The organism is Priestia sp. JV24, from assembly GCF_025910025.1.
Classification (GTDB): domain Bacteria; phylum Bacillota; class Bacilli; order Bacillales; family Bacillaceae_H; genus Priestia; species Priestia megaterium.
The window spans coordinates 336,244-356,884 of the sequence record NZ_JAPCIN010000015.1; the positions used below are offsets into that span (position 1 = coordinate 336,244).

Below are 20,641 nucleotides of genomic sequence, written 5' to 3' on the forward strand. Positions count from 1 at the left end.
CTGCATATATGAAACCTACGTTCACTCTATCCATAAAAAAAATCCGAACGAATTTGATTCTCTATCAAGAGTCTTGATTCATCGTTCGGATTTTTCTTCCACTGCTATACTTTTGTCTCAGCTTCTACTGATTCATTAAGGTACCTGATGAGGGACGACTGAACCAATTCCATAGTTCTACATCTCCAAGTGACGCATATGTGATCGACGGATCATTTTTTAATTTCAGAAGCTTTTTTGTAGGCCCTGTAATCACAACGCCGTACACGCCGACGCCATGTTTTTTTACATAAGAATATCGCTGCTTTAGCAACAGATCAGAATGGTCTAGCTGACGAACTTTTTGGACCGTTTCTTCATTATCGGCTAATAGTTTCATCATATTTAAAACGTTCGACTTGCTAGTAGAGTGGGTTTGATTTCCTTTGTGATCGTAAGGTAAGTCTAAAAACTCTGGAAAGCCAAAGGTTGATGTTAAGTCAATTAATGGCTCATCTTTTGTGCTTGTTTTTTGTTCGTGCCCTGTATTAAGCGCGTACCAAGAGGTAGAAAAATCACGGCTGTCGATGACGTTCATTTTTTGCTGAACTTCTTTTAGCGAATACGTATCATCAAAAGAAATAGCCACTTCGCTCACCGTTCCTTTTGGTAGATTTTCTAACGCTTTCCATGTTTCGTTTGTCCATTGCTTATACTCTTTTGCATGTAGCTTTAGTTTTTTGGGATCAGGATAGACAAAAGAAAGGTTAAGGTCGTATTTGCCGCCGGAGAATTCTTTTTCTACACCGCTTGTTTTATCAAACAGCTGATGAAATGTAAACGTCCCAATGGCCTGCTCTTCACGTCCAATTTGCTTATAAGCTTCCATTTGCGACTGCATGCGGAAAAAGGACTGTGTATCAGAAGTGGTTTCACGTATATGAACGTTCGGAAAAGCAGATTCGATAGCCGCTTGATTCACGCTGTTTATGTATTCGGTTTTTGATTGATGATAATATACAATAGATAAAAAGCTGCCGATTATCCATAGCAGAACGACAGAGCCAATGACAGTTGTCACATTTGAAAGGCGCTGCTTCCATTTGGCGATATAAATGGACTTTTTAACTTTTTTATTATCCAACATCGTATCGTCACTTAGTGAAGTAGCTGATGAAGTTGGCGGTAACGGTTCATCTTCGGTTAGCAAGTGCTCCAAATGAGCTGAGCATGCTTCGCAATTTTCCGTATGTTCTTCAAGTGCTTCTGCTTCTTTGTCTGTCAAAGTGCCGTTTTTATATTTTTCCCATTGATGCTTCATATCTTGACAGCTCATCCGTCCTCTTCCTTTCTTTTTTTCAATTGTTGACGACCACGATACAAGTCCATTTTCACTTTTGACAGAGTATAGCCAGTCATTTCTGCAATCTCTTCATATGTGAAGCCGTGATAATCTCGTAACAGTACAATATTCTGCTTAGCTGGAGGCAAAGCAGATACATCAGAAAGCCAGCCGTCGATTTCACTTTGAATCATCACTTGTTCTTCAGCACTTGGCTGAGGAGTAAAGTGCCATTCTTCTATTTCGACAGTAGGGCGTTTTTTTTCTTTTCGATACCAGTCAATAAAGGCGTGATAAGCAATTTTGAACAGCCAAGGCTTCACTTCCTCGCCTTTATATGTTTCTAAGTGTAAAAGTGCCCGGTAAAAGGTCTCCTGCATTAAATCTTCCGCTGATTCTTTTCTGCGAGTAAGAGAGAGAAGATAGCGCAGCAAATCATGCATGTGCTGTTTATAAATGTGTTCAAAGTTATGCTGTTGTGCCATTTTCTCCCCCTTTCATTTAATCAACGCAATTTGTGGATAAAAGTTTCGGTTTTTTTATCAAAAATCGTATGTAATAGATAAAAGATGCTTAAAATACGATATATAGCTTATCATATTAAAAAGAAAACCATATGAAATTCGACATAATTCCGTGTGATTTGTCATTTTTTTAAAAAACTAAAGGGTAATTGGTGTTCGAAGGAAACAGAAAATGTTATGATAGAACAAGGATGTGCTCTTACAAAAAACAGCTACATACATAATAAAAAATACAGCGTTTGTTTGCAAAATAAAAATGGACAAACACATGGTGTTTAACCATGGATGTTTGTGGGAAAATAAACTAAGTATTTTCAACAAAAAGTAAATTAAATTGTGTTTTCACTTATAAAAAACACGGTAAATTGGAAAAGGTGGGGTCATGATGGACGTAGAAAATACACAAGGTACAGAAGAACAAGCACCTAAAGTCAAAGCAGCTAAAGTTGGCGATACAATTCAGCCAAAAAAAGGCGACTATAAAGGATTTAAAGGAATTGTTATGGTAGTGCGAGACAATTCGGTTATCGTAGATTTTGGAAAAGATGCTGAAACGGGCGAATCCATGAAAACAGTCGTTAATCATAAAAACTATAAAATCGTAAAAAAGTAGGTGAATAACCTACTTTTTTTTACTGAATATATGTTTAAAGACTGCGGTTTTTCTATCGGAAACCTTAGAGAAAAGCGTAGGTAAGGCAATTCTTTGAGAAGAAGAATGTTTTTTAGTAAACTATAGAAAGTATGCAGAAAGAAAGGATTTTTGTTATGTCAATTCAACTATCACAATTATCATTACCACAAGAGGTTCTTTCGCTTTTAGCGAATCGTAAATATGGAAACTTGTCCGATGCTGATCAGCTATTAATTGGAAAAGGCGGCTATACAGCAGAAGAAGCAGATATTTTAGAAGATGCCATTATTGCCTTGTCACTAGGGAAAAACGTACTTTTAAAAGGACCAACAGGTTCAGGTAAAACAAAGCTTGCTGAAACGCTGTCGCATTTATTTTCTCAGCCGATGCATAGCGTTAACTGCTCGGTTGACTTAGATGCAGAAGCGCTGCTTGGTTTTAAAACAATTGCGGAACAAGAAGGGAAAACAGGTATTGAGTTTGTGGAAGGACCTGTTATTCAGGCAATGAAAAAAGGCCATTTACTATATATTGATGAAATTAACATGGCTAAACCTGAAACACTTCCTATTTTAAACGGGGTTCTTGATTACCGAAAAATGATTACGAACCCATTCACTGGAGATGTAGTACGCGGTCAGCAAACGTTCGGCGTAGTAGCGGCTATTAATGAGGGGTATGTTGGTACTGTTCCATTAAACGAAGCGTTAAAAAATCGTTTTGTTGTTATTGAAGTGCCGTATATTCAAGGAGGCAGCTTAAAGCAAGTTCTGATGTCTCAGTCTCAGTTAAAAGACGAAAAATTAATTGATAAATTTGTCACGCTCTCTGCGGATTTAATTACTCAAGTTCAAAGCGGCCATGTATCAGAAGAAGCTGCGTCTATTCGTGCGCTTATCGATACGTGTGATTTAGCTCTTTATATGCCGCCTCTTCGCGCGATTAGACGCGGTATTATTGAAAAGCTAGAAGATGAAAGGGAAAAAGCCGCCATTCAAAATATTGCTGAAACATTATTTGAGTAAGGAGTGGCGCTATGCGATTTATTAAATTTAACGACAAAAATGTAGATTCCTTTCTCTATATGGAGCTGGCAGATTTAACGAAAACATTAACAAAAAATGATGAAATTGAAGTAGAGTATCGCGTTTCTTCTTATTATGATCCTGTACACGGCATTATTTATCTCAGTCACTTTTGGGATAACCGTCCAGAAGAAGACAAAGTGTACGGCTTAAAAAGTGATGTATTTTTAAGAAGTATTGGAAGCTATAAGCATTCAAACTTCAAAGAAATTAATGCATATTTAAAGAAAATAAATAAAACCTCGGTACCTGGCTTAGCTAAGCAGCTGTTTATGCTGTTTGAAGATATTCGTTTAGAAGAAGTATGCAAACGCGAACGTCCTGGAACGAAAAAAGCCTTCGCCGTCAGAAGACAGCTCTACAGAAAATATTTTGCTACACAAATGAGCGCAAATTTAACAAAAAGCGTGTATACGGATGCACTTTTTAACGGCATCTACTTGCTATTGACGGCCGAAAATCCATTTGAAGAAATTCCTTCAATGAGTGAATCGATTAATTTAGCGATGCCTTTTATTCGCAGACAGCTAACAAATGTATATGAAGCTAAAACAACAAAAGATGTATCGCGCATCTGTCTTGAACTTTTAGATGTTTTTGATGATATTATTGAAAAAGATATGCTTAATACTTATTTCTTCTTGGCTGAACTCCAGTATGATCAGTTAGAAGAAGGGTTAACATTTGAAGATTTAAAGCGCAAAGATTCATTAGTGAACGATGATATTTTAGAACATGAAAAAGACGGAGATGAAGACATTCACGAAGAGAAAATGGAAATGTGGCATCGAGAGACAAGCGAAGCGACGCAAAGTTTTCTACAGTTTGATATGGATCAAGGCTCAAAAACAGACATGCTAGGCGATGGTGTTCGTGAAGGCGACGATGGAGATCAAGCAATGGGCATGGTGCAAGGGTCTTCTCAAAAAACATCGCGGAACGATTATTCTCAAATCGAAGCCATGGAGCAAACGCATCCGGAAAAAGATGGGGAAGCGGATTATGAGTATGGGAAAGAAAATAAGCATGCCTATGCTGTTTTTATAGATTCTAAACTTCCGAACGACGATCACGTTGTTCAGTATGATGAGAATAAAAAAATTATTGCATCGTATCAAAAAAAATTAAAGCAAATGATTGAAAAAACGCTTGAACATAAAAAAACGCTTCCTAGAAGCGAGCTGCACTTTGGCCGATTAAATAAAAAGCTTCTAAAACTATGGACAGACGACAATCCTCGTTTGTTTTATAAAAAAGATGAAGATTCTGCGCAAATTGATGCTGTCTTTTCTCTTTTAGTTGATTGTTCCGCATCAATGTACGACAAAATGGATGAAACGAAGCTTGGGATTACGCTATTTCATGAAGCGTTAAAGTCTGTTATGGTGCCTCATCAAATTGTAGGATTTTGGGAAGATACAAATGATGCCACCGAAACGAGCCAGCCTAACTACCTGCAGACAGTTATGGACTTTCAAGCATCGTTAAAGCGTAAAAGCGGTCCTGAAATTATGCAGCTTGAGCCTGAAGAAGACAACCGTGATGGATTTGCCATTCGCCATATGACACGCCGCTTGCTTCAGCGTTCTGAACAGCAGAAGTTTTTACTTGTGTTTTCAGACGGTGAACCAGCCGCTATGGGATATGAACAAAATGGTATTGTAGATACGCACGAAGCGGTATTAGAAGCACGCAAGCACGGAATTGAAGTCATCAACGTCTTTTTATCCAACGGGGAAATTGATGAAGGACAAAAGAAAACCATTCAAAATATGTACGGGAAATATAGTATTCTAGTACCAAACATCGAAGAACTTCCCGATGTGCTATTTCCTTTACTCAAGAAATTACTTCATAAAAGCATTTAAAAAAGTCGAAGCATATTGCTTCGACTTTTTTTGCTATTGACCGTTAAAGAAGAGCGAGGTAAGTTAAATATATATGAAAAAGAGAGAAGGAATGGCAAGTGGAAGGAGTTCAAACGTCATCTAGAAGAGCATGGGGGCTGCTGCTTGTAATCATTGGTGCCACAATGTGGGGAGTATCTGGCACGGTGGCTCAATATTTATTTCAGCATAAAAGTTTTAACGCAGAGTGGCTGGTCGTCGTTCGTATGTTAGTATCCGGATTGCTGCTTTTGGCAATAGCCTCTAAGCAGCGCAATATTTTTGCAATTTGGAAAACAAAAGAAGAGAGGACTTCGCTGCTTTTGTTTGGTGTAATCGGTATGCTCGGCGTGCAGTATACGTATTTTGCAGCTATTGAAGCAGGAAACGCTGCTACAGCTACAGTGCTTCAATATACGTCGCCAATATTTATTATTGGCTATTTAGCCCTGCAAGCAAGAAAGTGGCCGGTGAAAGTAGAAATGATTTCTGTTGTGCTCGTCATAACAGGGACCTTTTTTCTTGCAACAAGCGGGAATTTTAACGAGCTGTCTATTACAGGGTGGGCGTTGTTTTGGGGAATTGGGGCAGCTGTGACGTCTGCTTTTTATACGCTTCAGCCTAAGCGTCTTCTTGCGAAATGGAGCTCAATTGAAGTAGTAGGCTGGGGAATGGTGATAGGCGGCGCAAGTTTTTCATTTATTCACCCGCCGTGGCATATAGCAGGTGAGTGGTCGCTATTGTCGCTGTGTGCGGTGTTATTTGTAATCATCTTCGGAACGCTCATTGCATTTTATTGCTATTTGGAAAGCTTGAAGCATATTAGCGCTTCTGAAGCCATTGTTCTTGCGTCAGCGGAACCTTTATCAGCAGCGGCGCTCTCTGTTCTATGGCTTCATGTGACCTTTGGATGGACGGAGTGGTTAGGTACGATTCTTATTATCGCTACGGTATTTTTACTTTCTCAGCGAAAGCCAGAGGTGACATCATAAGTAAAAAGGACTTTCAAATGAAAGTCCTTCTTGTTTTTATAGAGGTTTTAGCGTAAACGTGTTTGTATACGAGCGGTTAGCATATAGTGTGTAATCAGGATGTGTTTTAGCTTGCCAGCTATCGTCTCCGCCAACGCCCATTTGCTTGTAGTTAACCCGCACGGTTACTGAATCGCTTGCCGGCAATTTGTAAAAATGATCGTAAGCCTCCAGTTCAAAAGGTGAGTAAGGTAAAGCGTTCAGCTCGACTGTTGGCAAACCTTTTATCAAAAAGCCGCGCCCTTGATCGTTTGTAATAGTGGCCCATCGAACGTCCGTTTTATTTCCGCATTCTTGAGGGCGTAAATACGGTGTAACTTGCTCTTTTACACTGCCTTTATGAAGGGCCAGCTTAGCGCCAGTTTTACGGTCCCAATAATTTTCATGAGGTCCTCTTCCGTACCACGTTAAAGAATCAAAAGCCGCATTCATCGTAAACAGCATGCCGATTTCAGGAATTTCAGGCATTGTCTCAGAAGGTGCTAAAGATTGTTCAATCTTCATTTTACCATCGTTATATAGCGTATACGTTACATAGCAAGAAGCAAGAGAGTTATCTAAAGCTAGTTCAACCGAAATGATAACAAAGTCAACTTGCGGCTGAACGATTACTTTTTTTACGTGCTGTTCTAAACTTGCTTGACGCCACGTTTGACATCTTTCATGCAGTTTATTTCCGAGGTCATTATCGGTTACTGCACGCCAGAAATTCGGACGGAAACCCGACGCAAGCAGCTCGGTGCGCTCATAGTTGTAAGAAATAAACTGGCCTTTTCGCTTATCAAAAATAGCCGTGAAGTTAGTTCCTGTAACCGTAAGCGTTTGTTCATTTTGGTTAACGGTTAAAGCAGGATGAGCAGCTTTTACTGAAGGCATAGCGGCTTTGGCAGGCAGCACAAACTGTTCGTACGCCACTTCATATCCAGCTGAAGCCCAGGCTGTATCTTTGGACAATCTGAGAGAAAGAGTTAAAACAAATTCGTCAGCTTCATTTTCTTGCTCATAAAGAGGATAAGAAAGCGTCAGTTCGTCTGTACCATCAGGAGCTACATTTAAAAGTGACGCATGCTTTTCAACTAGTTCACCATTTTTTTCAACAGTCCAAACAAAATCATAGGCGTTCAAGTTTGTAAACAAGTGTTTGTTTTGAACGGCAAACTTTCCTTTTGCAGCGTCGACTGCTGTCCACTTTACGGGCTGATAGCATTTTTTTACTTCTGCAATTTTGGGGCTAGCGGTCCCATCAGCAAAGATTAAACCGTTTCCGCAGAAGTTACCATCGTTAGGAGTATCACCAAAATCTCCCCCGTAAGCTAAGTAAGAAGTACCGTCTTCTGCTGTTGCTTGAAGAGCTTGATCTTTCCAGTCCCATATAAAACCGCCTTGCAAGATCGGATATTGATCGAACAGCTCCCAGTATTTGTACAGATTTCCGCATGAATTACCCATTGCATGACTGTATTCACATAAGATGTAAGGTTTTTTCGGATTCATTAATGCATAGCGCTCTACATCTGCTGGCTTAACGTACATCGTGCTTTCTATATCTGAAGCATCATAGTCGCGATGATGGAAGATTCCTTCATAATGAACAAGTCTCGTGGAATCTTTTTCTTTAAAAAAGGTATACATATGCTGAAAGTTTTCTCCGCCAAATGATTCGTTTCCAAGCGACCAAATAATGATAGAAGGGTGGTTTTTGTCACGTTCGTACATGGAACGACAGCGATCTAATACGTTTTCTTTCCATTCTGGCTTGCTTCCTGGAACGGCTTTTTGCTCACCTTCTTGTAAATAAGTCCACGTTCCGTGCGTTTCTAAATTGGTTTCATCAATAACGTAGAGTCCGTATTCATTACATAGTTCATACCATACTGAATCGTTAGGATAATGGGATGTACGCACCGCGTTAATATTATGCTGCTTCATCAGCAAAATATCGTGAATCATGTCTTCGCGCGTGATGCCTGCCCGGCCCTTTACTGAATCAAATTCGTGGCGATTCACTCCTCGAAGTACAATACGCTTGCCGTTGATTGTCATGAGGCCATTTTTTAGTTCAAACGTACGGAAGCCAACTTTACAGCTTTCTGTTTCAATAATAGAACCAGCAGCATTCTTTAAGCTGAGTACAAGGGTATACAAATTAGGACTTTCTGCGCTCCATTTTGCAGGGCTTTTAATGTGTGTACGCAAGGAGACTGTACGTTGATTGCTCACACTTAAATTTGTTTGCAGCGGAGCTTGTAGTACTTCTTGGCCATTCGCGTCATACAGCATGACTTCAAATGTTAGATCTTGAGTATCGTGCTCAAAGTAATTTAAAATATCAGCTGAAACGCTAAGTTCACCATCTTCGTAGTTGTTATCAAGCGACGAACGAACGCTAAAGTCATAGATGTGAACCTGTGGAGTAGAGTAAAGATACACATCTCGGAAGATGCCGCTCATTCGCCAAAAATCTTGGTCTTCAAGCCAGCTTGCATCACTCCAGCGATATACTTCTACTGCTATCGTATTTTCACCTTCTTGAAGGTAAGAAGTTATATCAAATTCAGCTGGAGTAAAGCTGTCTTCGCTGTATCCAACAAACTCACCGTTAATCCATACGTAAAAAGCAGATTCGACGCCTTGGAAGCTGATGTACACGGGCTGATCTTTCCATTCTGATTTAGGTGTAAAAGTACGGACGTACTGACCGACAGGGTTATATTTAGTCGGTGCAAAAGGAGGTTCGAGGTTTTCGTTTTCAACCCAAGGGTATGTCACGTTTGTATATTGAGGATAATCATATCCTTGCAGCTGCCAGTGTGAAGGAACTGAAATAGAGTCCCATTTCTTATATGAAAATTCAGGAGCGAAAAAGTTTTTGACGCGGCCATCTGCATTTTCAGCAAAATGAAAGTACCAGCTTCCATTTAAGCTTTGGTAGTAAACAGAAGATTTTCTATCATTTTTTAAGGCCTCTTCGACCGTTTGATAAGGCATTAGTAAAGCGTGTGCTTTCGAACGGTTCAATTGAAAAATTTCAGGGTTGTTATTCCATTCAGGATATCCGTTTGCAGGTGCTGTATAATGAAATTTCTTGCCGGTTTTTAACATGTTGATCCCTCATTTCTAAATTACTAGGTTATTAGTTTATATGAAAATGATAACGTTTTCTGAAAACCTTATCAATCTAATTATTTTCATGATAATATAACTATATTCACATAGAAAGGGGGAAGTAATATGGACCGTATGTACTTTCCGGCTCTTTCAGATGAAGATATGAAACTGCCATTTTATGTTACAAGCGCTGGAAGCTGGAGACATCAAACGCATATTAACCGTCAGGGAGAGTTTCCTGATTATCAATGGATTCAATGTATAAAAGGAAGAGGCGAGCTTCATGTAAATGACGAGGTTTATATTATAAAAGAAAATGAAGGGATGTTTCTGACGCCGCACGTTCCGCACGAATACTATCCCGTTACGAGCGAATGGCAAGTATGCTGGGTTTCTTTTAACGGAAGTGTGATGGATGATATTATGCTTTCTCTTCAATTTATTAATTCGGGAAAAATCGTCCTTACAAATGCTGAAAGTCTTTACAGGATGCTTCAAGAACTAATGAATCGGTTAGAAGAAAATCATACCTTTAGCACCATGCAGTGCTCTGAACTACTATACAGCGTCATTTTAAAACTTCGCCAAGACAGCGTATATATAGAAAGCAAAAGTCGCCTGCAGCAAATTACTCAGCTAAACCCAGTCCTTCGTTATATCGAGGAATATTATCATCAGCCGTTAACGCTAGAAGTACTGGCGCAGCAGCTCAGCGTAACGGAGCAGTATACGTGTTTGCTTTTTCAACAATCTCTTGGCATCCGGCCATTTGAATACGTAACGCGCGTGCGGATTCAAAAAGCAAAGAAACTGCTGCTTAAAAACAACCAAATCTCTGTACAAGATGTAGCAAGACAAGTAGGGTATGAACATCCAAGCTACTTTATCAAGCGTTTCAAAGAACAGGAAAACGTTACGCCAACTATTTTTCGAAAAATGTATTTTTCATAAGCTACATATATCGGGTTTTATCTAGGTCATAAGACACGATGTATATGCTAGTTATTTCGTATGAGTTTTAAAAAAGAAATTAAATGTAGTTTTAAGTGAAAACGGGGAGGAAAAGTAGAGAGAAGAAACAAAAAGGAGGGATAAAGGTGTTTGGGTTAAATGATCTTCCAAAATTTGTGTGGTCATTCTGTCTTGTATTGCCACTTGTATCATTTGTTCATCAGCTGGGGCATTCCGTCATGGCAATTATTTTCGGAGGGAAGGTCGATTTTACTATTGGGCGGGGGAAAACGATTCTTAAAATGGGGAAGTTTAAAATTAAGTCAGTCTATTTTTTAGACTCGTTTTGTAAATATGAAAATCTTAAGAATGACAGTCGCATTTCTCATGCAGTGGTGTATGCTGGTGGTGTACTGTTTAATTTGCTTACTATTTTTATAATAAATGGATTAATTATGGCTAATATTCTGCCTGAAGATATATTTTGCTATCAATTTGTTTATTTTTCAGTCTATTATGTTATTTTCTCACTGCTGCCAATTCAATATACAGAGACAACTGCAAGTGATGGACGTGCTATATATAACGTATTACGGTACGGGAAAACGTGTGATCCAGATTAAAGGGCTGTGTGTAGCAGCCTTTTTTGGTGCGTTTTTTCCCGGTCATTTAAATAAAAAAAGGAAAACTTTACGAAAAGAAAATAGTAGCGGATAATAAAGATAGTAGATGTTGGAATGTAAGAAAGGAGAGGATTCATACGATTATTGAGACAGAACGAATGACGCTGCGAGCCATGGCCGAAAGCGATGCAGGAAATTTACTGAAAATCTTTGAGGATGCTGAAGCAATGAAGTATTATTCTTCTACTAAAAGCGAACAAGACACACGTCGCTGGATTCAATGGATGAAGCAGCATTATCAAACGTACGGCATTAGCATGTGGATCGCTGAGGATAAGCAGAAAGGAGAGTTTCTTGGGCAGTGTGGCATGGTTCTTCAAAAAGTAGACGGAAAGGTAGATCCAGAACTTGGTTATTTATTTTTACGCAGCCGCTGGGGCAAAGGCTATGCGAGTGAAGCAGCAAAAGCTTGCTTAGATTATGGACTTCATACGCTGAAATTTCAGAAGATTATATCATTAATAGATCCTGACAATTTCCCATCGATTAAACTGGCTGAAAGAATTGGCATGAAAAAAGAAAAGCAAGTTAACAAATGGGATAAATCGTTATTCTTTTATAGTATATATAATGAAAAATGAGAGTATAGGAGTGTTAGCATGATCAAAATTAAGAACGTTTCGGTAAAACGAGCAGAAAAAGAAATTTTAAAAAACGTGTCGTGGTTAGTGGAAAAAGGGGAACATTGGTGTTTGCTTGGGTTAAATGGTTCCGGAAAAACGACGCTTTTAAATATAATCAACGGATATATCTGGCCTACAAAAGGTCAAGTAGAAGTTCTTTCAAGGAAATTTGGAGAAACAAATCTGTCTGAGCTCAGAAAAGAAATTGGATGGGTAAGCTCTTCGCTTCAACAGCGGTTTCGAGATGACGATACGGTTGTAGAAATGATTTTAAGCGGAAAATTTGCATCTATTGGTTTATATGAACAAGTGGAGCAAAAAGATATGAACCAAGCCATAGAATTAATGCAGCTGCTAAATTGCGCAGATTTACAAAATCAGGCGTACGGAACACTTTCTCAAGGAGAGCGCCAGCGAGTGCTAATTGCCCGAGCTCTTATGGCTTCACCAAAGCTTTTAATACTTGATGAGCCATGTACAGGTCTAGATATAATGGCCCGCGAACAGCTTCTTCAGCTAATTGCAAAAATGGCAGAGCAGCCAAAAGCGCCTACGCTTATTTATGTTACTCACCATGTAGAAGAAATTTTGCCTTGCTTTACCCATACGCTTTGTATGCGCCAAGGAGAAGTGTTTTCTTCTGGGAAAACGAAAGACCAGCTCACTGAGCCGCATCTTTCTAAATTTTTTAATCACTCCGTAGAGATTCAGCAGCAGAAGGAACGCACTTGGCTGTCATTAAAAGAACCGGTACCGGTAAAAAGCTGATCTAACGTCGAGAAACCTTCTTGCATACCATGGGAAAAAGGGCGCTGCTTGCAATGGAAACAAGCTCATTGTGAAGATAATGTTTACATGCTACATAAATAGTGGTGCCGCAAATAATATCAATTAGTAAAAAAGCAGCAATGTCATGTTTATCAATGGTTACAAATACAAAAGAAGAGGAATCATAAGCTGTCATCGTTGGCTCCTTTGGTCATATCGTTATGTTACTTTATTCACAAAAGGCTTGGGCTATACGAACTTTTAAAGAAGTACGATGATGACAGCTGGTTCTCTCCTCTAAAGCTGATAATACTCTTGTTCGAGTATACTCATGATAAGATCTGTCTGAAATGCTTCTTCAATAAAAGCACCTTCACGCTCTATTCCTTCTTTTACAAAACCGCATTTTTCATAACAAGCAATGGCTCTATGGTTGTATTCGAGCACTCGTAAATCGACTCTGTGCAAGTGAAGGTGTTCAAATGCGTACGCAAGTACCAATTTTGTAACTTCAGTGCCTAGCCCTTGACTCCAAACGGAAGAATCAAATAAACCAATTGCATACCGTGCGCGCCGGTCGTACTCGTTAACGGTCAGCCGGGCCTCTCCAACAAAACGCTGCTGATATTCAATGCACCAATTCAGCTTTTGAGACTTTATGTACTCGACGTGCCGCTTGGCATCTTGTAATGTAAGAGGTTTTAAGTTTCGGGTATCGCCTCCGTACATGCGAATAAGTTCTTTTGTTTGTTTGCATGCTAGATAGTCATTTACATCGCTGTCCTTTGGTTTTCTTAGTATCACGTTTTTTCCTTTTAAAAGTGGTGAAACATTATTCATTTGATGCATCCTTTCTTTTCTAACATTTAAAAAGGTATTCCACTTGTTTCTTAAAAAACCTGCTTTTACGTATAAAAAGAAATTGAGACACAACTACGTCCATCGAATCTCAAGACAAACAAATGGGATCAATGTGCTAGTGTGGAGTGCTTGTTACACCGCGGTTGATTTCCGTGCAAGACTTGGCTTCCCATTAACTGCTCTACATATATGGAGCAAGCCTACGTTCATCCTACAAATAAAAAAATCCGAACGAGTTGGATTCTCAAGCAAGAATCTCAATTCATCGTTCGAATCTTCCTTCAGCTAAACTCCTTTTGTCCCAGCCTTTTTACGAAGAATGTTTTTTTGCGTAGTGGGCAAGTGCAAGAAGAGGAAAAATATCATTGTAGCTGTGGTACTGAATATAAAATTGTCCAGGAAGACCAATTCCCGTGGGGTAATGAGTTTGCTGCTCTGTAAGATTTGGATTTAGTAAAAATTTAATTCCTTTTTCAACGGATTGATCTTTTAACGGACATATTGTCATTAAAGCATCGAGAGCCCAAGCCGTTTGAGAGGGGGTGCTAAACGATAGTGGCACATATTTTTTTAAAGAAGCGCTATAGCATGATTCTCCGAATCCACCGTCTTCTTGTTGAATGCTTTTGAGCCAGTTGATAGCTTTGATGATACGCGGATCAGAAGCAGAAACCCCTACAGCACGGAGTCCTGTAATAGCGGCCCACGTTCCGTAAATATAGCAAACTCCCCACCGGCCGTACCAGCTCCCGTTATCCAATTGATGATCAAACAGCCATTTTACTGCAGCTTTAATCGAAGGGTGGGATTTATTCATACCAGCAAAGTTTCCGAGACACTCAAGCACTCGACCGGTTAAATCGGCAGTAGCCGGATCCGTCGCTGCATCTTTTGCATTTTCAAGCGGCAGATAAGTAAATAAAATAGAGTCGGTATTTTTTTCAAATGCAGCAAAACCCCCATCTTTGTTTTGCATGGACAGCAGCCAGTTAATCCCTCTTTGCCAAGACTCCAAATAATCTGTATCGGTTTGCGCTCTTCTAGAAAGAGCTCTGATAGCAGCAGACGTATCGTCTAAGTCAGGGTTATTTGTATTAATATCGGAAAACCCCCAGCCTCCAGGTGCTGTATTTGGGTTATGAAACTGCCAATCTCCAAGCTTTGTATGCTGTCTTTTCTTTAAGTAGCGAGTTGTGCCTTTAATCATGGGATCTTGCTGCGGTACACCTGCTTCCTGTAGAGCGTAAGAGAGCAGCGCGGTATCCCAAACGGTTGACGTGGAGTTTTCTACGTGCACGTGGCCGCTGCATGTACTAAGTAGTGAACAAATCCCGTCAATTGCTTTTTGGATCACAAATGAATCTTTTTTATAGCCAAGAGCCAAAAGACCGTAAATCATAAAAAAAGTAGAGGTGGCGTAGCTGTAGAGTGTTCCATCTTTTTCAATTCTTTCTAGCATGTAACGCTCGGCTGCTTGATAACCAAGTTTGTGGATGTAAGAAGGTAAAGAAGCCAGCTGTTTTAAATGGTCGACTAAAAAAATTGAAGCGCGTGATTCTTGAGTAGTTTCCTCCGATTCCTGTTTCTGTTCTCTTACATCTAAATGAGAAAGAGAAGGTGTATGCCTAGAAGTAAGTGAAAATTTTTTGTTTCCTGCTACCATCATCGGAACGAAGTGAATTCTGGCATAAGTGCTTAATTCATAAAAGTTAAGCGGTACATAGGTAGGCACGAGCAAAAGAGAAAGCGGGAGGTAAAATAGCTTTGGCCACTCGTATAGACCGTTAACAGAAAGCATCCATCTTGTGAGAAAATGAGCGCGCGAAATGCCTCCTGAATCTATAATATATCTTTCTGCTTTTCGCAAAATCCGGTCATTTTTTTGGTAATATCCTGAATATAAAAGAGCTGTATAAGCTTGAATAGTGGCAGATAAGTTATGTTCTTCATCATCAAACAACGTCCAAAGACCATCTTCATTTTGAAGGGAAACGATCCGTTCGGTTAATTGTTTAATCAACACTTCTTTATCTAAATCAAAGGTGCGAAGAAGCATAATTAAAAACGCATCAGGCATAACGCCTGTTTCAAAACAGTAGCGAAATGACCCGTCATTTTTTTGTGTTGGGCGCAGATAGGCGATTCTTCGCTGAATCTCTAGCTGAACTTCCTTTAGCAATATGATCACCTCTTATGATAATGCTTTTCAATCTTTCGACCTGTTTCTTTATAACTGTATTCAAAGGAAGAGAGTTCTATGAGAGGAGAAAGTTGCAAAGAATAGAGCGCTTGCTGCACAATAAAGGTACTGGAAAATTGGAGTGATAGAAGTGAAAGAAATACAGGTAGAAGTTATTCAAGGGCGGGGCTCTTACCGAGAGCTTGGTGAAATGCAAGGGAAATTACATAAAGGGACAAAGCTGTTTGAAAATCATCAAAAAAGAAGAAAACGTTCATTACGAAGCTATCAAACGATAGTAAAAGAAGCTCGTCATTATTACGACTTATTTGCTCGGGGACTGTGGGATGAGCTAGTGGGCTTAGCAGAAGGCTTAGATTGGCCTCTTGAAGACGTTATTCATGAGTACAGCGGGTATCAGCAAGAGTGGAAAAAAACGGGATGTTCGGCTCTTATGCAGCACGGCGTGTATGTACGAAACTATGATTATCATCCTAAAACGTACGAAGGTCGATTTTTGCTTTTTCAGCCAAATGAAGGATATGCAAGCGTCGGATTTGGAACAAGAATGATTGGGCGAATGGATGGAATGAATGAAAAAGGACTGGCAATTGGCTATCATTTTGTTAATCGCCGCCGTCAAACAAACGGATTTATTTGCTGTACGCTCGCTCGGTTTATTTTAGAAACATGTGAAACGACAGAAGAGGCTGTTGCTATTTTAGAAAGAGCACCGCATCGTCATGCGTTTAATTATTCCATTTATGACCGCAGTGGACAGGGAGCAGTAGTCGAAGCATCTGGACGAGGCGTTCATGTACAAAGAGGGACGATGATGGGGTGTACGAACCATTTTAATCAGCTGGTCGAAGAAAATCGTCATCATTTGGTAGAGTCAAAGGAAAGGCTCGATCATATTCGAGATCATATTGAAAAAAAGCTATCGCCTCTTGAAGCTTTTTCTTTATTTAATGAAGATGAATACGGTATTTTTAAAGAAGATTACCGGAATTCTGCTGGAACGCTTCATACAGTAGCATATGTACCGGAGACGCTGCAAGTCATTGTGGGGATTGGACGAAAAGCAAAGCCTCTCATTTTCTCGTTTGAAGATTGGGTGAAAGGAGAACAATTAACTATAACGAAAATAAAAGGAACGGTAAATACAGATGAACCATTTCCGTTTCAGTAAGGAGCAGCATAATGAGAATTGTAACGAATCAAGAGATGTATCAAGTGGATGATTATGTGATGAATACAATTGGGATGAGTGAAGAGTCCCTTATGGAAAATGCCGGGCAGGCTGCTGCCAACGCGCTGAGTGAGCGAATCAAAAAACATGAAAACATAGGGCTGCTTATAGGAACGGGAAACAATGGAGGAGACGGCTTTGTTATTGCCCGTGCTTTGAAGTCAAAAGGCTATGAAGTTGACGTCTGGGTAGTTCCTGCACGGGAAAAAATAAAAGGCGCGGCTAAAAAAGCCATGATCATCTATGAAAATGCTGGGTTCACGTGGCAATCGGCTGGAGACAACTTCTCTGTGAAAAAGTATACGGTTCTTATTGATTGTTTATTAGGTATAGGCGTAAAAGGCAGCATCAAATCTCCTTACGATGACATTATAAAAAAAATAAACGATTCTAATGCTTACATATACAGCATCGATGTCCCAAGTGGAGTAATGGAACAGAAGCAAGAGCTTACGGTACGTGCAGATGCTACGATTACGCTTCAGCAGCCGAAAGTCACGGCATTTACATACCCGAGCAAAGAAAGTTACGGTGAATTGATTGTAGTAGATATCGGTATTCCGCCGCTAGCAATTGAAAAAAGTTCATCTCTTAAGGAAGTATGGTCAACTCAGCATATTAAACAATCTTTTCCCATTCGAAACGCTTCGTCCAATAAAGGTACGCATGGAAAAGGAATCGTAATAGGAGGTTCACTCCAAACACCCGGAGCGCCAATGCTAACGTCCAAAGCAGCACTCACAAGCGGAGCAGGGCTTTTAACTCTTGCGCTTCCGAGTGATATTCATGCGATTGCAGCTGCTCACATGTTGGAAGTGATGTACAAGCCATGCCCAAGCAAAGATGGCTTTTTTGCAGGCGAGATTCCTTTAGAAGAAGAAAAGTATGATGCAATTGCAGTGGGACCGGGGCTTGGGAGAACGAAAGAAACGAAGAAAGTTGTCGAGCAAGTGCTTCAACAGCCGGTTTCTGTTGTAATCGACGCAGATGCTCTTTTTCATCTGCCAGATTTGATGAAAGAAGTAAAAGAAAGAGAACACGCAACGATTTTAACACCTCATCCGGGAGAAATGGCTAGACTCGTGGATACATCAATCTCAGAAGTAGAAGAGAATCGATTTTTAATAGCTAGACAATACGCAGTGGAAAATGGTGTGTACCTTGTATTAAAAGGTCCAAATACGATTGTTACAACACCTGACGGAAAACAATACGTAAATACCACTGGAAACGCAGGACTTGCAAAAGGCGGAACGGGTGATACGTTAACAGGGATCATCCTCGCTTTTATCATGCAGCATGATTCTCTGCAAGAAGCAATAAGCAATGCGGTATATGTTCATGGAAAAGCAGCGGATGTGCTGCTCGATCAGGGGCATACAATGATAGATATATTAGCAAGCGACGTTATTTCTGCACTTCCGTCAGTCTTCGGCCAGCTGAATGAGAAGTAATTTCTTCTGGATTATTAAAATTTGTTGACAAAATCCTTCAAAAAGTTGTCAAAACTCTGTGTAAATGATAACGTTATTTTACGTAAGATTTTACATAGAAAGAAAGTGATGTTGTGTACTACTCAATGAGACCAAGAGGCATTCATTTAGCTGTGCCTACACTTTTCTTCCTTATTACAGTCGTGTTATTTGCGATGATGCAGTTTGGTTTTTATTTGGATTCCAGCATTCTTCGTAAAATTTGGGTCATCATTATGGCTTTATTGCCCATTGCTGGACTAATCACGGCTATTAAAGGTAGAAGAGGAAGCGCAAAGCCGTGGTTAATTATAGGGAATGTGATTCTTATTTTAACCGTTACAATAATGAGCGTACAGGCTATTATTTACTAAACAAAAAACGTGTTCGCCAAATAGGCGGACACGTTTTTATTAGGAAAGAGAAACGATTTGCTTGGTTACATAGGCAGCTTCTCCTGCGATTACCACACCATACGTATTCTCTTTTTTTGTGATTTCTACATGAACGAAGCCATCTCTATCTATTTCCTGCCCTTGTTCAATCACAAATTGCCAGCGGTCGGTTTTTTGTTGATCCACATATCTCGCATAATAGGCGCCCATTACGCCAGAAGCTGTTCCCGTTACAGCATCTTCTACCGTACCCGAAAATGGTGAAGAGAAATGTCTTCCGTGCATATGAGCTTCTGGATGGATCGTGTCAAAACAAAAGGGATGAATAGATGCTTTTGGCATATCAGTTAAAATATGAGGGAAATCTTCTTGATTAGGCTTCATCTTTTTACAGGCATCTAAATTTTTTAAAGGTACAAGAAGCGTCCAGTTTCCTGTGCTTCCATATACAATAGGAAGTGTTTGATCAAGGTCATCAATATGAAGATTAAGAGCTTTTGCCAGTTTTTCTTTTGAACCTGAAAACGGATGAAACTGCGGAGAAGCTTGACTCATGGTGATAACAGGCTGTCCGTTTCTGCTCTGTACCGTCATCGGCAAAATTCCAGCATTTGTTTCCACTGTAAATGTAGTTTTTGGAAGTTTATTTTTACTATGTAAAGCATAAAGAGAAGCGACGGTCGCATGGCCGCACAAATCTGCTTCTTGTCCGGGCGTAAAGTAACGAATTCGTAAATCAGCGCGGAAAGACTTCATGATAAAAGCCGTCTCGTTAAACTGTGCTTGATAAGCAATCTTCTGCATTTCTTCAGCTGAAAAATCATCTCCGTTAAACACAATTCCTGCAGGATTTCCTTTATTAGGGAGCGTGCTAAACGCGTCGTATTGATATACAGTCGCTTCTTTCATAGAGATTACCTCCATTTTTATATCATTGTATGAAAGCTTTACCCAGTGTGTTATTAAATGATCGCCTATTAAAATAGGGAAGTACGTGAACGTTATTTAGAATAAAAAAACAGTAGTTTTTACCTGCTGCTTTTCACTTCGCAAAACTATTCTTGCATCGCGGCATTTATTCCTTCTTTTCTAATTTCTAGCATATGAGTAGCTTTTTTATCAATATCTTTAGCTGTATCGGAAGAAATGACGCCTACGCTGCTTAAGTCATAGGCAAGACTTGTAACAAGCAGCTGCTCTCTTTGTGCTAGTGTGCCGTATGTAAGTGCAGCGGTTTTAGCTTGAATGCCACTCATATTTAATTCGTCAGTAGAAGAAGCTGCTTCTTTTTTTGCAGCTATTGCTTCTTGATAAAGAGAATCATATCCTCCAAACCCTACTTGGGCAATTAGAAAGTTATAAATGTCATCGGCCGATTTTTTAGAAGGCTGAGAAAAAGCTCTTTGAAATTTATTGCGCGGTAGAAAGTTTAGTGCCGCCTGTCTTCCATCTTCATAAATTTTTTCTTGTATTTCTTTAGTAGCTTTTTCGTCGGTTTTTTTCTGTGCTGCATCTAGCTGTTTGCGATATTTTTGAATAATGGCCCCGTCCTGCTGATTGTTCCCCTCTTTGAAAGTAGCTGCGGCTTGTGGAACATCTGACGTTGCTAGCGTCTCAGCGGCGTTCTCTGAAGAAGAAAAGAACGTATTTTTAACAAAAATAAGTGCAAAGATCAACAAGATAAACCATAAAAATCTGAATTTCTTAAACAAAATGTTCACCTCTGTATAATACTTCTAAATTATGTAAAACAACATGGACCAGTATACAACAATTTTAGTGTTTTTTTACACATTTACCCAAAAATAAGAAAATAGTAAGAGGTGGTTTTATTAATCTAATAGATATATAGGTTCATTGTTATGGTT

19 protein-coding genes are annotated in these 20,641 nt (G+C 39.6%); 11 read left to right on the forward strand and 8 right to left on the reverse strand.

The genetic code is table 11. The features are described 5' to 3' along the window. Positions 1-124: 124 nt before the first annotated feature. Both OK414_RS11055 and OK414_RS11060 read right to left on the reverse strand, forming a co-directional pair. Positions 125-1,315, reverse strand: coding sequence for an anti-sigma factor (locus OK414_RS11055; RefSeq protein WP_034652518.1), 1,191 nt, complete (start codon positions 1,313-1,315; stop codon positions 125-127). Continuing rightward, positions 1,312-1,806: an RNA polymerase sigma factor gene (locus OK414_RS11060; RefSeq protein ID WP_016763958.1), complete on the reverse strand. Its 495-nt coding sequence runs from the start codon at positions 1,804-1,806 to the stop codon at positions 1,312-1,314. The genes OK414_RS11055 and OK414_RS11060 overlap by 4 nt, the downstream gene beginning before the upstream one ends. A gap of 421 nt (positions 1,807-2,227) precedes the next feature. Here OK414_RS11060 and OK414_RS11065 point away from each other — a divergent pair, with 421 nt between their 5' ends. From OK414_RS11065 to OK414_RS11080, 4 genes are all read left to right on the forward strand, one after another. Continuing rightward, complete coding sequence (locus OK414_RS11065) at positions 2,228-2,458, forward strand: YkvS family protein (protein WP_013056869.1); 231 nt, start codon at positions 2,228-2,230, stop codon at positions 2,456-2,458. Between the two features lie 131 nt (positions 2,459-2,589). Beyond that, the gene (locus OK414_RS11070) at positions 2,590-3,504 is read left to right on the forward strand and encodes an AAA family ATPase (protein WP_016763959.1); all 915 of its coding nucleotides are present in this window, start codon (positions 2,590-2,592) and stop codon (positions 3,502-3,504) included. A gap of 11 nt (positions 3,505-3,515) precedes the next feature. Then, positions 3,516-5,432: a vWA domain-containing protein gene (locus OK414_RS11075; RefSeq protein WP_034652515.1), complete on the forward strand. Its 1,917-nt coding sequence runs from the start codon at positions 3,516-3,518 to the stop codon at positions 5,430-5,432. 98 nt (positions 5,433-5,530) lie between these two features. Beyond that, entirely contained in the window at positions 5,531-6,442 is a 912-nt protein-coding gene (locus tag OK414_RS11080) for an EamA family transporter (RefSeq protein WP_016763961.1), read from the forward strand. Between the two features lie 36 nt (positions 6,443-6,478). Here OK414_RS11080 and OK414_RS11085 read toward each other — a convergent pair whose 3' ends face one another. Continuing rightward, the gene (locus tag OK414_RS11085) at positions 6,479-9,583 is read right to left on the reverse strand and encodes a glycoside hydrolase family 2 TIM barrel-domain containing protein (RefSeq protein ID WP_263045593.1); all 3,105 of its coding nucleotides are present in this window, start codon (positions 9,581-9,583) and stop codon (positions 6,479-6,481) included. A gap of 129 nt (positions 9,584-9,712) precedes the next feature. Here OK414_RS11085 and OK414_RS11090 point away from each other — a divergent pair, with 129 nt between their 5' ends. From OK414_RS11090 to OK414_RS11105, 4 genes are all read left to right on the forward strand, one after another. Beyond that, positions 9,713-10,540 (forward strand): AraC family transcriptional regulator, encoded by an 828-nt coding sequence (locus OK414_RS11090; protein ID WP_034652508.1) that lies wholly within the window; start codon positions 9,713-9,715, stop codon positions 10,538-10,540. A gap of 146 nt (positions 10,541-10,686) precedes the next feature. Then, positions 10,687-11,163 (forward strand): site-2 protease family protein, encoded by a 477-nt coding sequence (locus tag OK414_RS11095; protein ID WP_013082995.1) that lies wholly within the window; start codon positions 10,687-10,689, stop codon positions 11,161-11,163. Positions 11,164-11,321: 158 nt separating this feature from the next. Next, positions 11,322-11,804, forward strand: coding sequence for a GNAT family N-acetyltransferase (locus tag OK414_RS11100; RefSeq protein WP_034652506.1), 483 nt, complete (start codon positions 11,322-11,324; stop codon positions 11,802-11,804). An 18-nt stretch (positions 11,805-11,822) separates the two neighbouring features. Next, positions 11,823-12,614: an ABC transporter ATP-binding protein gene (locus tag OK414_RS11105; protein WP_016763966.1), complete on the forward strand. Its 792-nt coding sequence runs from the start codon at positions 11,823-11,825 to the stop codon at positions 12,612-12,614. A gap of 1 nt (position 12,615) precedes the next feature. Here the strand turns inward: OK414_RS11105 and OK414_RS11110 are convergent, their stop codons facing one another. From OK414_RS11110 to OK414_RS11120, 3 genes are all read right to left on the reverse strand, one after another. After that, positions 12,616-12,810 carry a hypothetical protein gene (locus tag OK414_RS11110; protein WP_034652505.1) on the reverse strand — a complete coding sequence of 65 codons (195 nt, stop codon included), beginning with the start codon at positions 12,808-12,810 and terminating at the stop codon, positions 12,616-12,618. A gap of 101 nt (positions 12,811-12,911) precedes the next feature. Continuing rightward, on the reverse strand, positions 12,912-13,454 hold the full coding sequence (locus OK414_RS11115) for a GNAT family N-acetyltransferase (protein ID WP_034652502.1): 543 nt from the start codon (positions 13,452-13,454) through the stop codon (positions 12,912-12,914). Positions 13,455-13,785: 331 nt separating this feature from the next. Further along, complete coding sequence (locus tag OK414_RS11120) at positions 13,786-15,663, reverse strand: prenyltransferase/squalene oxidase repeat-containing protein (RefSeq protein WP_016763969.1); 1,878 nt, start codon at positions 15,661-15,663, stop codon at positions 13,786-13,788. A gap of 142 nt (positions 15,664-15,805) precedes the next feature. Here OK414_RS11120 and OK414_RS11125 point away from each other — a divergent pair, with 142 nt between their 5' ends. The 3 genes from OK414_RS11125 (at position 15,806) to OK414_RS11135 (ending at position 18,752) form a co-directional block, all read left to right on the forward strand. Further along, on the forward strand, positions 15,806-16,846 hold the full coding sequence (locus OK414_RS11125) for a C45 family autoproteolytic acyltransferase/hydolase (RefSeq protein ID WP_034652498.1): 1,041 nt from the start codon (positions 15,806-15,808) through the stop codon (positions 16,844-16,846). 11 nt (positions 16,847-16,857) lie between these two features. Further along, a complete protein-coding gene (locus OK414_RS11130) occupies positions 16,858-18,360 on the forward strand; it encodes an NAD(P)H-hydrate dehydratase (RefSeq protein ID WP_263045594.1) in 1,503 nt (500 codons plus the stop codon). A 113-nt stretch (positions 18,361-18,473) separates the two neighbouring features. Further along, on the forward strand, positions 18,474-18,752 hold the full coding sequence (locus tag OK414_RS11135) for a hypothetical protein (protein WP_223260155.1): 279 nt from the start codon (positions 18,474-18,476) through the stop codon (positions 18,750-18,752). Between the two features lie 39 nt (positions 18,753-18,791). Here the strand turns inward: OK414_RS11135 and OK414_RS11140 are convergent, their stop codons facing one another. After that, positions 18,792-19,682 (reverse strand): PhzF family phenazine biosynthesis isomerase, encoded by an 891-nt coding sequence (locus tag OK414_RS11140; RefSeq protein WP_034652494.1) that lies wholly within the window; start codon positions 19,680-19,682, stop codon positions 18,792-18,794. A gap of 146 nt (positions 19,683-19,828) precedes the next feature. Beyond that, positions 19,829-20,494, reverse strand: coding sequence for a hypothetical protein (locus OK414_RS11145; protein WP_234943512.1), 666 nt, complete (start codon positions 20,492-20,494; stop codon positions 19,829-19,831). Between the last annotated feature and the right edge of the window lie 147 nt (positions 20,495-20,641).

Excerpts from the sequence above, each read along its gene's own strand:
- OK414_RS11055 (WP_034652518.1), bottom strand. The coding sequence starts at position 1,315 with ATGAGCTGTCAAGATATGAAGCATCAATGGGAAAAATATAAAAACGGC.
- OK414_RS11060 (WP_016763958.1), bottom strand. The coding sequence starts at position 1,806 with ATGGCACAACAGCATAACTTTGAACACATTTATAAACAGCACATGCAT.
- OK414_RS11065 (WP_013056869.1), top strand. The coding sequence starts at position 2,228 with ATGATGGACGTAGAAAATACACAAGGTACAGAAGAACAAGCACCTAAA.
- OK414_RS11070 (WP_016763959.1), top strand. The coding sequence starts at position 2,590 with ATGCAGAAAGAAAGGATTTTTGTTATGTCAATTCAACTATCACAATTA.
- OK414_RS11075 (WP_034652515.1), top strand. The coding sequence starts at position 3,516 with ATGCGATTTATTAAATTTAACGACAAAAATGTAGATTCCTTTCTCTAT.
- OK414_RS11085 (WP_263045593.1), bottom strand. The coding sequence starts at position 9,583 with ATGTTAAAAACCGGCAAGAAATTTCATTATACAGCACCTGCAAACGGA.
- OK414_RS11090 (WP_034652508.1), top strand. The coding sequence starts at position 9,713 with ATGGACCGTATGTACTTTCCGGCTCTTTCAGATGAAGATATGAAACTG.
- OK414_RS11100 (WP_034652506.1), top strand. The coding sequence starts at position 11,322 with ATGACGCTGCGAGCCATGGCCGAAAGCGATGCAGGAAATTTACTGAAA.
- OK414_RS11105 (WP_016763966.1), top strand. The coding sequence starts at position 11,823 with ATGATCAAAATTAAGAACGTTTCGGTAAAACGAGCAGAAAAAGAAATT.
- OK414_RS11110 (WP_034652505.1), bottom strand. The coding sequence starts at position 12,810 with ATGACAGCTTATGATTCCTCTTCTTTTGTATTTGTAACCATTGATAAA.
- OK414_RS11115 (WP_034652502.1), bottom strand. The coding sequence starts at position 13,454 with ATGAATAATGTTTCACCACTTTTAAAAGGAAAAAACGTGATACTAAGA.
- OK414_RS11130 (WP_263045594.1), top strand. The coding sequence starts at position 16,858 with ATGAGAATTGTAACGAATCAAGAGATGTATCAAGTGGATGATTATGTG.
- OK414_RS11140 (WP_034652494.1), bottom strand. The coding sequence starts at position 19,682 with ATGAAAGAAGCGACTGTATATCAATACGACGCGTTTAGCACGCTCCCT.